This window comes from Vibrio sp. CCB-PB317 (assembly GCF_022808245.1).
Lineage (GTDB): Bacteria > Pseudomonadota > Gammaproteobacteria > Enterobacterales > Vibrionaceae > Vibrio > Vibrio diabolicus.
Genome location: NZ_JALGNU010000001.1, coordinates 1777159 through 1791838 on the forward strand (window position 1 = coordinate 1777159; position 14680 = coordinate 1791838).

The window sequence follows — 14680 nt, forward strand, 5'->3', positions numbered from 1 at the left end:
ACTCTAGAATTCAAGTGTTATCATCACCTTATTTCCATTGCTGACTTTAATAAAAAGTGGCATTTTCAGCGTGACACTATACTTGAATTAACAATTCAATGACAGGGTAGTAACCTTACTGGCCCCCTGGAAATCATTTTTTATTTAAAAAGTTTGAAGTTTGTAACAAGGATATTAGTAATTATGCCTGCACAAAAGTTAACAAAGGCGCGACTTGCACAAATCTTAATCATGCTCAGTGTGTTAATAGCCGCATTTTTCTGGCGTACCTTTACACACGAGAGCGTTACTAGCATTGACTGTTCACAAAAAGAACGATGCGATGTAACAATTGAAGGTGAAATAATCACAATTAATCGTGACTCAACGGGAATTTCGCTCGAAACGATAAAAAGTAGCACTCTAAAAATTGATCCAAATCAATCTGGCGAATTTATCAATCTCGATCGAGAGCATAAGAAAATAGAATGGGACACAATGCCTGAATCAAAAAAAATCACCTTTAAAAAAGGCGAAAACATTGTTGTAGTTCAATTATAAATACGATCTGTCACGAGATAATCGCAACTTCTTAATGAAATTTTCACCTTCTTACCTAGAGAAAATTGGTTGGAATGGTATAACAGCAGAGTGATACCCAATTATAAAATCGTATGCATTGCCAATCAGTTTTTACTCATATTAAAGATGAAGACTCAGCGATAGAAACGCTTAGGTCCGAACTGACACAACAGAACTTGTCTTACGTGATGTGCTACTACACGGAAGAGTACGACTTCGAGTTAATTCGAGAAGCGTTTCTTGAGCATTTTCCCGGTGTGCCTTTTCATGGCGCCAGTTCATGCCAAGCAGTAATGACAGACCAGGGGTTTCATACGGGCCCAGTGGTTGCGGCGCTCGCAATTTATGACTCAGGCCCTCATGCTTATGGCACTGGTATTTCTAACTATGATTCAGGTGACAGTGTAACTAGAGCCTTAGATATGGCTCTTGAGAACGCTAACCGCGTAGGAGAAGTGCCAAACTTAATACTGCTTCATGCAACTCCAGGGCAAGAGGAATCAATCATTGCATCTATAGATGAAAGGTTTGGTACGCTGATCCCAATTATTGGTGGTTCAGCCGCTGATAATCATATCGCGGGAAAATGGTCTGTTATTACCGCCCAAGGATCTCAAACTGCAGGTTTAAGTCTGACATTATTTTACTCCTCACAGCCTGTTGATATTGCTTTTAGTGCTGGGCACACTCCAACCAATATCAAAGGGGTTGCAACCAAAACTAACGATAGGTGCTTACTAGAAATTGATGACGAACCAGCCCTCAATGTTTATAGAAAGTGGACAAACCATCAAGATAACCAACTAGGCAAAAACAACCTGCTATTTACAAACTCGAGCGCTTATCCACTAGGGCGTGTCGCTGGCCACCTCTATGAGCGTCCATATTACAAATTGTCCCATCCAATTCGTGAGACGCGAGATGGAGGAATTGAGCTATTTACACGAATAGAAGAGGGTGATGAACTCACTTTAATGAAAGGAAGCAGAGAACACCTCGTTGCACGCGCTGCTAAAGTTGTAAATGCAGCCTTTAATCAAAAATTAGAAGAATCTCGAAAAATTGGGGTGATAAACATCTTTTGCGCAGGTCCTATGTTGCACTTAATGCAAGACATGAATAGCGTTTGTGAACAAATTAACCAAGAACTAGAACAGTTACCTTTTATTTGCCCTTTTACTTTTGGTGAGCAAGGTAGATTTATTGGTGGTGAGAATGGACATGGAAACCTGATGATTTCATCAGCGATATTCCATAAACCTTATGAAAGATAAATACTTAGACATATACCAACAGGAAGCGCTGCAAGAAGCGTTAGTCGAACTAAAACAGGCTAGGCAAAGAGAGCGACTGCTCGCCGATGAGAATAAAGCTATTCTTTCAGCGATATCCGCGATGAGTGAAGCAAAAAACCGGCACGAGATATTTACGGGATTAAATAATGTCCTTAAGAAGTACATCAACTTTGATGATTTTATCGTTCTAACTCGTGATGATGAGAGGTACCCCTTCAAAACGTTGATATCGACAAATAGTGTATTTGATAACATATCTTGGTTACACGGTAACGCATCTGAGAGGGCGCTGAATGGCGAATGTATTCTGCTGTTCGAACCAGATAGGCTTGCGGAGTTTATTAACCTGAACAGCTTTATAAAAAGCCATGTAAACTCGGTAGTCCTAACGGGCATACGTTCAGAAGTAACACAAACGGTCATCTTACTTATTGGTGCTAAGAAAGGGCACTTTAGCATAGAAAATAAGGAAACCTTAAGACGCTTTCGGCCTTTAATTGAGAGGGCTGTCATCGATATTGAAACCAAAGAGAAGTTACAACGTATTGTTGAAGTGCGAACAACTCAGCTTGCTAAAGCAAGAGAAGAAGCAGAGCTTGCAAATCGCTCAAAGTCAGAATTCTTAGCGATGATGAGTCATGAAATTAGAACCCCTCTAAATTCCGTCCTTGGAATGCTCGATATTCTGAAACAATCCACCTTATCAGAAGAGCAAATCGATGCCCTGAGCCAAATGGAATGCTCAGCGGAGTTGCTTCTCGCGATTATCAGCGACATCCTTGACCTCTCAAAAATTGAATCAGGTCGCTTTCAACTCAATGAGCAGTGGGTTAATTTAAGAGACACTGTCACTTTTGTTATTTCTCAACAAAAACAAATAGCTAAGAAGAAGAGCCTTCAATTTAAACTCAATTGCATGGTAACTACCGACAAACAGTTTTGGATTGACTCTACGCGATTATCTCAAATCCTGTTTAATCTTATTGGGAATGCAATAAAGTTTACTGATGAAGGAGAAGTAAAAGTTTCAGTATCTGAGCAAGACTCCGAGCTTGTAATTTCAATATCAGACACCGGAATTGGTATATCTAAAGCCAAGCAAGAACATCTATTTACGGCATTTCATCAAGGTGATCGTTCCATCACGAGACGCTTTGGTGGTACAGGACTAGGGCTAGCAATAACCAAGCATTTAGTTGAAATGATGCGCGGCAAGATTATCGTTAAAAGTGACGAGCATGTCGGCTCAACATTTACTATTAAGATTCCCGTTTTAACTCGGTGCAATCAAAATCGTCCAGTTAAAATAGAAAACAACCAACCAATAAAAGCGATGGATCTTCTCGTAGTCGAAGATACCGAGTCGAATCAGTTTGTAATAAAGCTTATTTTAAATAAGCTTGGTCATAATGTTCATATCGCAAGTCATGGAGCAGAAGCATTAACGTTCTTAGAGGAAAATGAGGATTTAATCGACCTGATTCTTATGGATGTCTCGATGCCAGTGATGGATGGGATTACTGCAACAAGGCTTCTCCGAGATAAAGGCTTCAAGACTCCAATCATCGCATTAACCGCTCATGCGCTAGAAAGTGATAGAGATAAATGCCTTGACGCAGGTATGGATGGATTCATTTCCAAACCAGTTCGAAGACAAGATATCTTTGAAGCTATACAGCCATTTCTGTAAGTAGAAAAAGCATTAATATAGATCTTAACAATCGATAGATTATTAAGATCTATATTAAGTATTTTATGGTAAATAGCCATTATGTTTAATGGTTATGATGGAGACCTTAAATTTCAAATCCACAGGGGAATAGGAGTGCTCATTGGCAACATTTGGCGTACGAGCACATCTCATTTAACATAACACATATAATGCGCACTGTAATAGTGATTCCTGTGGACTTGCAATCACTAAAGCCAATCCGGCACAAGCCATTGAAATACCTGATAATCCAAGCCCATTAAACTTTTTTGCAATTCCTTCCCATACTGCTTTTATCTGCGGATTATCATTGCGATCAGCGTGACAACCCAACAATGCAATCTCAGGGTCTAAACCTGATTGCTCTGCAAGAAAAATTGCTTGTGTATCAGTCATATAACGCTTTCCTTTGCGGAAATCACTGATTCTCTGCGGCGGCACATTCATATCCGCTGCAATTTGTTTGTCTTGTACGTAACTTTGAGCCTTTTTGTAGGCATCTAATAGTTTGTTCTGATACATACCGCTTCCTCCGTTTCCGTCAGTTTAGCTTATCAATCACCATTTTTGGTGTCTTGCGCTAACCAATTTTGGTGATTACGCTACTAACCAAATTTGGTTATTCAATCAGTATCAGACCGCCTTAGCTCTGGGCGTTTGCCCTTGACGCTTTCGCGCTTGGCTTTGGCGGTCGCTCTCTCAACTAGTCAAGGTGGTTGTTATGTCAGAAGTCTCCAACACAAAAAAACTAGAAATATATCTGAATCGCGCTTGGAGTTTGTTTCTTGTCTCGGTTATTGCCACGGGTATTTATTTCTTTGGTTCCCTTATCTACGACTCGTTTGAAATCCCATACGACGACTACGAAACTTTTGCTTTTTATCTAGACCATGAGTTTTGTGGTGAGTTGGCTCGCGACTATGCCTCTGACGGTCGCGTCACCGTTTACGAGTATCTGGTTGTTTCACATTGCTCTGGCAAAGATGAGAAGCGTAAATTCTACTCAGAGCTTGAGGCTCAATAATGCGTGAACTTGTTATTGATTTGGCATCAGGTAAACAAGAATGGATTGATTTTGTTCCTGTCCATTCTTGGGCTTCATGTGAGCACATTCCTGACAACTTATTCGACCATCGTTTTGAGTACGTCGACCACAGATTTACAACGCCTGAGGATTTCATTCCGTCGGCTGTGAAATCGGCAATGAGTGCGTCAATCTACTCACACGACCTGTCAGATTTTATTGAGCGCCCTACTTCTAACCCTTGTTTGGACTTGCCGAAATCATTACACCGTAACGGTGACTTCGCTCGACACATGACACGCGCTTACACCGACATCCTTAAAACACGTAACGCGTTGGAAGCCGTTCGCGCAGTTAACGAGGCTCACGACCGTTTGACTGAGCACGGCTACAGCTACGCGATGTCGGATGAGCAAATTACCAATCTAGCCAAGCGTAAATCACGTGACTTTTCTCGCGTGTTAAGTGCGATTCCGCTTGAAGAATCACAAGCGCGTTTTGATAAAGCGTGTCAGCTTCTTGATTCATTAGGCTTGGCATTCTCACCTGAGCAAATTCAATACGCAGAAAACAACTGTGAGCTTTTCGCTTTGGTGAACCGCGCGCTTGATGAGCATTGGCTTGTTCGTCAACTGCGCCGTAAATGTGCTTACGAGGTTGAATGTGTTGCGCGTGATTTAGCGCTTGTTCAACGCCGTAAGCAAGTTTATTGCTCGGATTTCTCTCTAAGCCGTCAACGTGATCGCAATACGTCTAACCGTATCGCGCTAGAAAACACGATTGCTTACGATGAGGCTGACCCGTCTAACTACTTCACACTCAGTGAGCTATCCGCTAAGTCGGTTTCTAACGCTGAGATTCGCCGCGCTGAAATGTTCGTTCGTCTGCGTGGCTTTGAGGAAATCGCTCAAGAATCGAATCACGATGCGGTGTTCTTCACGGTAACAGCTCCGTCTCGTTTTCACTCTGTTTCTAAAGGCGACATCAACCCGAAATGGCTTGAGGCTGGCAAGCCTGATGCGAAAGCGGCTCACGCTTATCTAATGGGCGTTTGGGCAAATCTTCGTAAGTCGATTGATAAAAGCAAAATCAAGGTTTACGGGATGCGTATTGTTGAGCCTCACCAAGATGGCACACCGCATCACCACTTGTTGCTGTTCATGGAGAAATCCGCACGCAAATTTGTGACGTCTGAGTTTCGTCGTCTTGCTATGGCTGACTCTCCTGACGAAAAAGGCGCAAAGAAAGCCCGTTTCAAAGCGGAAGTTATCGACTGGTCGCAAGGTTCAGCCGTTGGTTATGTCGCTAAGTACCTGAGCAAAAACATCGACGGCCAGCACATTGATTCTGACAAAGGCTCGTCTTTGTCTGGCTCAGATGCGGCAGAACGTGTCGTAACTTGGGCACGTGTGAATCAAATTCGTCAATTTCAATTTATTGGTGGTCCATCTGTCACGGTATGGCGTGAGCTTCGTCGTCTTCGTGATGAATTCAAAGAGGACGATGCTTTGTTTACAGATTTATCTCAAGACGAACACTTTCTATTAGAAAAGGTTCGCCGCTCTGCTGATGAGGGCGACTGGAAAGCGTTTTGTTACGCAATGGGCGGCGTGTTCGTTAAGCGCAAAGACCAACCAGTAAAAGCGGAATATTCCGTTTCAACCTCTATCGAAAAACTGATTGCTTCGGGCGGTGAATACTCATCGACTCGTTACGGCGATATGGCTCAAGCGCGTTTGAATGGCTTGATGTTCCATAAGATTTTTATCGCGACTCGCTTCCGTACTTGGAAGACCGAGAACAAAGAGCAATTCATCCGTGCTCAACAAGGGATTATGTCTAATGTGGTCGATTACTTCGACGCGCTAGAACGTGAAAAAGAATACGAGCGTATGTATGACGACCTTTACGAGCAATACGAAAAACACCTAGCGCTCTATGACGAAATGGAAGCGCTGTTGCTAACCGACCCTCAGGAAATTAATGCGTCGTGTTGGGTGGGCGCAGCCCCGCCCGACATGATGCATTAATTTCCCTTGGACTTGTGTCAATAACTGTCATTTCAATTTTCAACTAACCAACAACGTAAAAATAAGGGCAAAACACTATGAGAATGGAAGGTTTAATTCTAGATGCTTCGGACATCGTGCAAGAAACCAAAACAGACCGTAACGGCGAACAAAAGCAAAACGGCAAGCTCCGTCTTATCACGACCAACCCAACAGACACTATTGAAGTGCGCGTGTCTCCTGAGCTTTGGGAAAACGGCAAGGCTGGCGAACTGCTCAAGCGTTGTGTGGGTAATCGCATGATGTTTGATGTGGAACACAAGAAATTCAGCTTTGGTAACGATGAGGGTAAACATGTCTCTATCGACGGTTTCCACCTCTACGCCCTACCTCAACTTAATGAAAAGTAAGGGCTAAATCATGACCGAGACGCAATTTGCAGAGCTAATGGCTCGACTCGATAACTTTCAGTTAATGGTGTTCTTAGGCATTTGTTTCTTGCTAGTTGCGCTCGGTTGGATGGTCGGAGGACAAAGATAAATGCTGTCATCAGAGTTCATGCTCGGCTGTTTCGCGACAGCCTTTATCCTTGGCTTCTCGATTGGCTTCCACATTCTCGGATTCAAGAAAGCGGCTGAGGTTTCAACTTCTTCATAAACCATAACATAGGAAATAAGACTATGGAAAAGCAAAGCAAAGTACGCGCAGCAATGGCTAAGGCTAGCGCAGTAGTAACAGCAAAACGTGCGGCATTTGGTGGTGCACTTCTCATGGCGGCATCTTCTGCGAATGCAGCACTGCCAGAAGTGGCAACACAAGCCTTTAGCACACTGGCAAGTTACGTCACTGAAATGCTCACCTCGACATGGGGCATCGCCGTGCCAATGACGGTTGGCTTCATCGGTATCAAGCTATTCAAGAAAGGTGCAAACAAAGCAACCTAATTCTAACGGTTGCTCTATACACCCACCCCCACGGCTTTGTGAGTGGCATCAATACTCACTAATCAACGGATAAGGGGGCTCATGCTCCCTTTTTTATTGGTTTGTTGCGATGAATTTTAGTCTCACTTTTCGTTACCTTATTTTTTTCTCTCTCTTATTTTTAGCCTGTCACTCTAGTGCTTTAGAAATGTATGCAAGCTCGGGAATGATGGGATGCTATGAGAAAAGAGCTTGGAATAACCCCTCTTCTGTCCATGCGTGCTTGTATGAGAATTACGGTGAAAACCTTTACGGTGGTGTGCGTGATTGTTCTGTTGTGCTTTACGATACTGATTTAGGTTACAACCGATATGCTTCAAATTGTTATAACAATAAAGGCTACTACGAGACCTACGTTATATATGAGAAAGCGAGATGTCCATCTGGCGAGCGATTTAATAGCTCAACGATAGCCTGCGAGCCTAAATGTGACTATGGGAAGAATCCCGATGGCACCTGTATGGACGCTTGCCAGTTCAAGCAATCTATTGATGATAAACAATCACTTCACTGGTCGGCTTATGTATATGGTGAGCAAGTCACGGGCGCATGTTATGGCGATTTTGGCGCAACCCGTTGTGAACTAGAGCGCATTCCAAATGACACTACGCTTTGTACCGATGTCGACTCTGGCGAGTTCACTCAAAACACTCGGTGTCACGGTAAGTTTCAATTCACTGGTAATCAGTGTGAGGGTGGTACGCTGTTTTGGGGTAAAGATGGTCCTGACACCCCTATTATTCCCGATGATCCAATTCACGACCCTGACGACCCGACGGGCGATATCGAAGACCCAAGCGTACTTCCTGACGACTCCACCAATACGGTTAATCCTCCAGATACGGGGGGCGTGCCAGATGTTGAAGACCCTGACACAGATGAATCGACCGATAAGGGCGTAGTCAACGCGATTAAAGGGCTTAACTCGGATGTGAACAAGGCACTTAACGCACTCAACGTCGACCTCAATCAATCGAGCGCTGATATTCAAAACCAAATCATTGCGCTCAATGCGTCGATGGTGACTAACACCCAAGCGATTCAGAAGCAGCAAATCAACGACAACAAGATTTACGAAAACACTAAGGCGCTGATTCAGCAAGCTAACGGTGACATCACAACGGCGGTCAACCGAAACACCAACTCTGTTGGTGAGGTGGTTAAGGGGCTCGATGATTTGCAAACCACTAACGCTGATGGATTTGCAGAGCTATCGGATAAGCTCGACGAACTCAAGCCTTGTGAGCCCACCGAGGAAAACAACTATTGTGAAAACCCTCATGGTTTAGGTTCGGATTATGTCGGTGATGTGCTGACTCAAGCGGATAAAGCCGTGTCCGGTGCGATGAATTCCTACGAAAAGACTGTGACCGATGCGGCAAACGACTTAATTGAGAAGAATCTGACGGCGGAATCTGAGGGGCATATTAATGCTATATCAGATTCGTTTTTGAGTGTGTTACCTAAGCCAACGCCCTGCATGAATCTATCCTTGCCCACGCTTGGCGGTGGTCGCGCTTCTATCTCTTGTGAGTTTTCGCAGAAACTCAAAATGATCATCTCAATTCTGATTTACATCTACACGATTAAGACGCTTGTTGAAATCCTGCTGACTGAGGTCACGCCTGTACCAAGTAACAAGCCAGGTTCGGGGAGATATTACTAATGATTCAGCTATTACCAATTGTCAGTACCATTGGGACGGCGTTGCGCCTCCCTGCTCTGGTTGCCTTTATCTCTCAGATAGCGACCACGTTATTTGGTTGGTTCTTCATTGCGAAAGCACGAAACGTCACGATTAACTTGGTCATTTTAACGCTGCTAATCGGTTTGACCGTCACCCTCACCTTGGCGATTTACACCCTTGCAACGGGTCTGTCTTATGTTGCTCCTCCAATGTGGTCACAAGCAGCGGGTATGTTCATCCCTAATAACGCCGTGCCTTGTGTGAGTGCGATTTACTCTGCGCGTCTGCTGCGTTGGGTGTGGGAGTGGAAGTTCTACGCGATTGTGAGGGCGGCGTAATGGCATCGGTCTACTTTGTCACGGGTAAGCTCGGCTCAGGCAAAACACTAACGGCGGTCGGTAAGATTCGCGAGGCATTTATGCGCGGTGTGCCTGTGGCGACAAACCTCGATATCAACTTGAAAGAAATGCTTGGACGCGATAAGCGCAACACTCGCCTTTATCGCTTACCGGACAAGCCTCAGGTAGAGGATTTGATGGTGATTGGCTCGGCAAACAAGAGCTATGACACCAAAAAAGACGGTTTGATTGTGCTCGATGAGTGCGGAACGTGGTTTAACTCGCGCACATGGAACGACAAGAATCGACAAAAGTTAATTGATCACCTTTTGCATATTCGAAAGCTTGGATGGGATGTGATTTTCATCGTTCAAGACATTTCGATTGTTGATAAACAAGCGCGTCTCGCGCTGGCTGAACACACCGTGTTTTGTCGTCGTTTAGACCGTCTTCAAGTCCCTATCATCTCGACAGCGGTATCCGTTATGACACTCGGTCAACTCAAGTTGAAAATGCCTAAACTGCACGTTGGCATTGTGAAGTATGGTGACAACGCAAACTCGCTCACCGTCGACAAATGGATGCTTTGGGGCACGGACTTATACAGCTCTTACGACACTAAGCAGATGTTTAGAAACAACTATGAGGACGGCGTTTATTCAGTATTGCCGCCCTACTATACCCACGGACGTTACACTGTCCCGTATACGTTGAGAAATATCATGCGCATTACGAAAATCTATCTCCGCAAATACTCTCGATTCAGTGTGTTTGCGGCAGGTGTCGCCGTCTCGTTTGCGGTGTTCACCTTAGTTGGCACGCCGAACATGTCGACGGAACCCGAAACGGCTCAAGCCGCGGTGCTTCGCGAGTCATTGAGTGACTTGCTCGATGGCTATCGAATCGAATCTTCAATGAATCCCCCAAACGTAGCCCCGTCTTTTGTGCTGGTTAAGGACGATGTGCGTCTGTCGTCGTCGCAACTATACGCAAAAGGCTTTACGGCTCAATCTAACGGCTCTTGCTCCATTACGGTGAGTGGCAACGGTCAATCATTCAAAGTCATGTGCTAGGGAAAAAGGTGCGCTTTATGTCATGGATAATCGCAAAACTCACAGCTTTTCTTTCAGAAATACAAGAAGAATTTTATTGCGCCGGAGGCTCACTGTTTGCGCGCTCATTACTTATCATGCGCTGTGGTAAAGTTGAGAAACAAACAACGGCTTGTTCCAACTTTTCCACATCAAGCATTACCACTTTACTGCTTACGTGTGCCCTGCTCAGCTCGCCTTCTTTTGCCGCAAGCTCTGCGCCTTTTGAGGCAAAGAACACACCGATTGGAGACTTTGCATCGTGGTTCTCGGTTCATACTGGAAACACGGTTGTGCTTGGTCATGGCGTAACTGGTGAGGTCAGCTTTACCGCACCGGATTTGAAAGATGAGGACTATCCTGCCTTTTTCCTTTCGGTACTTCGTGCGCATGGTTACGAGCTTACGCATGACCACGGCGTTTTTACCATCATTGCTGACGCTAACAAAGTGGAGACGTTCGAACCCTCTCAAGTGAAGCTGTACTTCTTTGAGAATGTTCGAAATACCAAGGTCGTTGATTTGATTTCCTCGATGCTTGCTGCAACTCAGAATAAAACACTGAACAACAAAGCAATTAAGAACTACAAGGTTGAAGTGCTACCGACCACAAACAGCATTATCGTGACTGGCTCTGAGAATCAATTGAAGCACATTGATGTGCTCATCAAAGGGATTGATAGACCACAAAAGCAAGTCTTTATCGAGGCGGTGATTACCGAAACTGAGCTCGGTGATTCTCAGGAAGTCGGCGTAAATATGGACTTAGCACTGAGTGAGGCTGGCTTTGTTTCGCAACCGACCGCAATCAAGAAAGCCGTTGATAACCTGCTATTTTATGAGGGCGGTGATTTTAATGCGCTGATTAAAGCCGTGTCTAAGAACCAGAATACCAAGCTCTTATCGCGACCAAACATGTTCATTATGGACAGGGAGCGCGGTTACATCACGGTTGGTCAGAACGTGCCGTTCCTAACTTCGTCTGAGGTAACAGACGGCGGTAATCGAGTCCAGCAAATAGAACGTAAAGATGTGGGCGTGTCACTTGAGGTTGTACCGCATGTAATTGGTGATCACGTTGTGTTGCAGATTATGCAAAAGTCCGACTCGGTGACGGATTCCTCTATCGCATCCGACATCATCACCAATACGCGAACACTGCAAACTGTAGTCAAGGTAAAAGACCGCCAAACGATCTCTTTAGGTGGGTTGATTTCCCAAGAGCAGCGCGACTCGGTAAGCGGTGTACCTGTCTTGATGGATGTTCCGTTACTTGGTGCGTTATTCCGGTCAGAAAAGACCAATACGGTAGATAAAGAACTTAAAGTAACGATAAGAACCACGATACTTTGATTAAAATTAAAAGCCGAACAATTGCTGTTCGGCTTGTATTTGGTTACAAAACACTCATGTATTATTTGTAATGCATTGATTAATAATTCTGGAACGACTAGTTATTTTTAGTACTAGATTCCTTTTTTAAAAGATCAACTATAATTTCTTGCATACCAGATTTGTCAATTTTTTGAGTAACACAATCTTTGTTATGAGTTATGAGACTTTTGATAAGAGCCATTTTGCTCTCAACTCTTTGTTTTAATACAGCATCTGAATCCAGCTCATCTAAACCATTTTTCTGAGCATCAACACACTCCTTCACCAAATAAGAAACTTGTTTGGTTTTAGCTATATTGTTTGAGTTTTCAGTGATTATATTTATTAGGAAGTATATTACAGATGTCAAAGCTCCTAACAAAAACAAATTTATAAATATAATAGGAAGACGACTAACTAAATGTGTCCATAAGTCAAAGTTAAATTGGTAATTATCAACAGTTGACAAGGCGCTTTGATAGATGACAAAACTAATGACTGTTGTTAAAGCTATAAACACTAACAAGAGTTTGGTATAGGTTTTATTTTGTTTTATGACCTCTGATTTATATGAAGAAAAGTCTTCACTAAACATAGACTCTTCTTCTTTGAATTTTTTAATCTTATCATCTAAATCCTGAATTATAATTTCCTTATCTGATATTTCACTTATAAATAAATTAATCTTTTTTTCGTTATCCCTTATTTCTTTGGATTGCTTGGATACCTCATTAAGATTCTTCGCCAATTCATCATTTAAGTCTGATAGCTCGACTTTTACTGACTCTACATAATGTTTTGTCTGTTTTAGTTGATTTTCTTCGACATTTTTTGTGTCATGGAGCCTTTGGTTAGTTTCTATTAATCGTTTAGATTCTTCTTCTAACTCTTCTTTTTGGTTCTTTAGCGTTACTAGCTCTTTACTTAATTCCTTAGTAATGTCTTCCTCACTTCCTTTTATATTACTAAACGTATCACCTATAGATATGATGAGATCTCTAAGTTCAGATACATTGTCTCCAGATATTTTCATATCTAATAAGGCATATTCTTTATTTTCAGGACAAATAAAAGAGATGAGTAGCGGGACATCTTGTATTTCGAATAGGTAGTTAACATGATTGTTGACTATCTCTCTATTTTTTGCATGGATCACCTTTGGCTCTCCACCTCCAGTGATCACACTCAGTTTTACGTCTGAGTCAGTCTCTTCAACTTTTAATTTTATATTTTTAACGAGGTTTATATCATCATATTCATAGATGAGCGTATTGTTTTTTATAAGCCCTAAATAACCATCGAGCCCTACAGCAACATATTTGCCATTGTCAGTAACATAGTAGTTTTCAGATATCAACCCTTCAGTAACACTTAGCCAACCTGATTGAGTGATAGTTTGCATTCTTTCAAAAATTTCTTGATACATAATTCTTATACTTTTATCCGAGCCGCGTCATGTCATCAAACTTTATAACTCAACATTGATTTATTCAATATTGAGTATTTAGAAAACTGAATAATAGATGCATCGCACCATTTTCTTGCATTGTTACATACGTTGGCGTGACCTACCTCTTGATAGCTATCAAGTTTATTGCTTTTCAAACGAGCTATACGTCGAATATATTGACGGTCTTTGTAAGCGTTTCAGTGTCACTAGGTGATTGAGTTTCAAGTAAAGCGGTTCAGGTAAGAAAAGGTCAATACGGTAGAAAAGTAACGATAAGAATCACGATACTTTGACTTAAAACGAAAGCCGAACAATTGATGTTCGGCTCTGCTTTAGCTGCACTGCAATACACTGTCTAGTTCTTTACACTTTATTATCGTGTTGCGCTCTAATACGGTTGCGATATGTGTTTTGTCATAAGAGCTTCTAGCTTCAAACCGAAGCAACGGGTGGTGTTCGTTAAGTGCATTATTTACGTATATATCTCGTTCTTGTCTCTTCTTCTGCCTATGAGATGAGTCGTCTAGCTCGATAACTGCCAATACTTTTGTGTCTCTATCCGTTATCACGTAGTCCATTCTTTTAGCCCAAGTTCGAGAGTTATCTTTGAAATTGGTCGGTTGAACCAATGCCATCAATGAAACTTGACTATGAATCACGTATTCATCAGGTATAAGCTCCTGCAACACTTTATAGAATCTGCGCTCTGTCTTGGTGGCCAAGTATGTACTTTTCTTGTGAGGTACAGAATTAGTCTTATTGCCAGTGTTCGGCAAAGGTACTTCGACTATCTTGGGGCTATTGTCTACAGCTTTTGGTTCAAAAGAATGTATGCTGTTCGGTCTTCTAACCGTTGCACGTTGCTCCCACTCGTTAAGCCTACGTTTAGGCTTCTTACCCTTTTTTGTGAATAGATACACAATACACGCTAAAGATATAAGTATCAGTAATTCAGGCACTTTCTGTTCCTCACTCATAAAAAATGAGTGTATCGTAGCATATCGATTTTGTTTGAGGTGTTATTATGAACCGATTGTCAAATGTAATTTCACAACAAACTTCAAATAATCACCAAATCAAAGAGATATTATGGATAATTTTTTTATAGCGTTGATAACGTTTTTTTCTGTAGCCCACTTAACATTTGTATTCACCTAC

General features: G+C 42.6%; 14 protein-coding genes. 11 read left to right on the plus strand and 3 right to left on the minus strand.

Going from position 1 to position 14680, the window contains the following annotated elements:
• The first annotated feature begins 183 nt into the window (after nucleotides 1-183).
• From MTR11_RS08175 to MTR11_RS08185, 3 genes are all read left to right on the plus strand, one after another.
• Entirely contained in the window at nucleotides 184-540 is a 357-nt protein-coding gene (locus tag MTR11_RS08175; protein WP_203347223.1) for a hypothetical protein, read from the plus strand.
• Nucleotides 541-653: 113 nt separating this feature from the next.
• Nucleotides 654-1835 carry an FIST signal transduction protein gene (locus MTR11_RS08180; protein ID WP_243327274.1) on the plus strand — a complete coding sequence of 394 codons (1182 nt, stop codon included), beginning with the start codon at nucleotides 654-656 and terminating at the stop codon, nucleotides 1833-1835.
• On the plus strand, nucleotides 1825-3546 hold the full coding sequence (locus tag MTR11_RS08185; RefSeq protein WP_048626397.1) for an ATP-binding protein: 1722 nt from the start codon (nucleotides 1825-1827) through the stop codon (nucleotides 3544-3546). The genes MTR11_RS08180 and MTR11_RS08185 overlap by 11 nt, the downstream gene beginning before the upstream one ends.
• A 174-nt stretch (nucleotides 3547-3720) precedes the next feature.
• Here the strand turns inward: MTR11_RS08185 and MTR11_RS08190 are convergent, their stop codons facing one another.
• Nucleotides 3721-4089, minus strand: coding sequence for a DUF3693 domain-containing protein (locus MTR11_RS08190; protein WP_025505234.1), 369 nt, complete (start codon nucleotides 4087-4089; stop codon nucleotides 3721-3723).
• 199 nt (nucleotides 4090-4288) lie between these two features.
• Between MTR11_RS08190 and MTR11_RS08195 the strand changes: the two genes are divergently transcribed.
• From MTR11_RS08195 to MTR11_RS08230, 8 genes are all read left to right on the plus strand, one after another.
• On the plus strand, nucleotides 4289-4591 hold the full coding sequence (locus tag MTR11_RS08195) for a hypothetical protein (RefSeq protein ID WP_025623637.1): 303 nt from the start codon (nucleotides 4289-4291) through the stop codon (nucleotides 4589-4591).
• Nucleotides 4591-6621, plus strand: a complete 2031-nt coding sequence (locus MTR11_RS08200; protein ID WP_243327275.1) for a replication endonuclease — start codon at nucleotides 4591-4593, stop codon at nucleotides 6619-6621. Before MTR11_RS08195 ends, MTR11_RS08200 begins: the two co-directional genes overlap by 1 nt.
• 83 nt (nucleotides 6622-6704) lie before the next feature.
• Complete coding sequence (locus MTR11_RS08205; RefSeq protein ID WP_012841822.1) at nucleotides 6705-7010, plus strand: hypothetical protein; 306 nt, start codon at nucleotides 6705-6707, stop codon at nucleotides 7008-7010.
• 270 nt (nucleotides 7011-7280) lie between these two features.
• A complete protein-coding gene (locus tag MTR11_RS08210) occupies nucleotides 7281-7544 on the plus strand; it encodes a major coat protein (protein WP_243327276.1) in 264 nt (87 codons plus the stop codon).
• Between the two features lie 109 nt (nucleotides 7545-7653).
• Nucleotides 7654-9249: a hypothetical protein gene (locus tag MTR11_RS08215; RefSeq protein ID WP_243327277.1), complete on the plus strand. Its 1596-nt coding sequence runs from the start codon at nucleotides 7654-7656 to the stop codon at nucleotides 9247-9249.
• Nucleotides 9249-9608 carry a DUF5455 family protein gene (locus MTR11_RS08220; protein WP_024701224.1) on the plus strand — a complete coding sequence of 120 codons (360 nt, stop codon included), beginning with the start codon at nucleotides 9249-9251 and terminating at the stop codon, nucleotides 9606-9608. Before MTR11_RS08215 ends, MTR11_RS08220 begins: the two co-directional genes overlap by 1 nt.
• Nucleotides 9608-10681 (plus strand): zonular occludens toxin domain-containing protein, encoded by a 1074-nt coding sequence (locus MTR11_RS08225; RefSeq protein WP_243327360.1) that lies wholly within the window; start codon nucleotides 9608-9610, stop codon nucleotides 10679-10681. The genes MTR11_RS08220 and MTR11_RS08225 overlap by 1 nt, the downstream gene beginning before the upstream one ends.
• A 17-nt stretch (nucleotides 10682-10698) precedes the next feature.
• On the plus strand, nucleotides 10699-12051 hold the full coding sequence (locus MTR11_RS08230; protein ID WP_243327278.1) for a secretin N-terminal domain-containing protein: 1353 nt from the start codon (nucleotides 10699-10701) through the stop codon (nucleotides 12049-12051).
• Between the two features lie 97 nt (nucleotides 12052-12148).
• Here MTR11_RS08230 and MTR11_RS08235 read toward each other — a convergent pair whose 3' ends face one another.
• Nucleotides 12149-13498, minus strand: a complete 1350-nt coding sequence (locus tag MTR11_RS08235; RefSeq protein ID WP_243327279.1) for a hypothetical protein — start codon at nucleotides 13496-13498, stop codon at nucleotides 12149-12151.
• Between the two features lie 356 nt (nucleotides 13499-13854).
• Nucleotides 13855-14499, minus strand: a complete 645-nt coding sequence (locus tag MTR11_RS08240) for a DUF2726 domain-containing protein (protein WP_243327280.1) — start codon at nucleotides 14497-14499, stop codon at nucleotides 13855-13857.
• Nucleotides 14500-14680 lie beyond the last annotated feature (181 nt).

Excerpts from the sequence above, each read along its gene's own strand:
- MTR11_RS08175 (WP_203347223.1), top strand. The coding sequence starts at position 184 with ATGCCTGCACAAAAGTTAACAAAGGCGCGACTTGCACAAATCTTAATC.
- MTR11_RS08180 (WP_243327274.1), top strand. The coding sequence starts at position 654 with ATGCATTGCCAATCAGTTTTTACTCATATTAAAGATGAAGACTCAGCG.
- MTR11_RS08185 (WP_048626397.1), top strand. The coding sequence starts at position 1,825 with ATGAAAGATAAATACTTAGACATATACCAACAGGAAGCGCTGCAAGAA.
- MTR11_RS08190 (WP_025505234.1), bottom strand. The coding sequence starts at position 4,089 with ATGTATCAGAACAAACTATTAGATGCCTACAAAAAGGCTCAAAGTTAC.
- MTR11_RS08195 (WP_025623637.1), top strand. The coding sequence starts at position 4,289 with ATGTCAGAAGTCTCCAACACAAAAAAACTAGAAATATATCTGAATCGC.
- MTR11_RS08200 (WP_243327275.1), top strand. The coding sequence starts at position 4,591 with ATGCGTGAACTTGTTATTGATTTGGCATCAGGTAAACAAGAATGGATT.
- MTR11_RS08205 (WP_012841822.1), top strand. The coding sequence starts at position 6,705 with ATGGAAGGTTTAATTCTAGATGCTTCGGACATCGTGCAAGAAACCAAA.
- MTR11_RS08210 (WP_243327276.1), top strand. The coding sequence starts at position 7,281 with ATGGAAAAGCAAAGCAAAGTACGCGCAGCAATGGCTAAGGCTAGCGCA.
- MTR11_RS08215 (WP_243327277.1), top strand. The coding sequence starts at position 7,654 with ATGAATTTTAGTCTCACTTTTCGTTACCTTATTTTTTTCTCTCTCTTA.
- MTR11_RS08220 (WP_024701224.1), top strand. The coding sequence starts at position 9,249 with ATGATTCAGCTATTACCAATTGTCAGTACCATTGGGACGGCGTTGCGC.
- MTR11_RS08225 (WP_243327360.1), top strand. The coding sequence starts at position 9,608 with ATGGCATCGGTCTACTTTGTCACGGGTAAGCTCGGCTCAGGCAAAACA.
- MTR11_RS08230 (WP_243327278.1), top strand. The coding sequence starts at position 10,699 with ATGTCATGGATAATCGCAAAACTCACAGCTTTTCTTTCAGAAATACAA.
- MTR11_RS08235 (WP_243327279.1), bottom strand. The coding sequence starts at position 13,498 with ATGTATCAAGAAATTTTTGAAAGAATGCAAACTATCACTCAATCAGGT.
- MTR11_RS08240 (WP_243327280.1), bottom strand. The coding sequence starts at position 14,499 with ATGAGTGAGGAACAGAAAGTGCCTGAATTACTGATACTTATATCTTTA.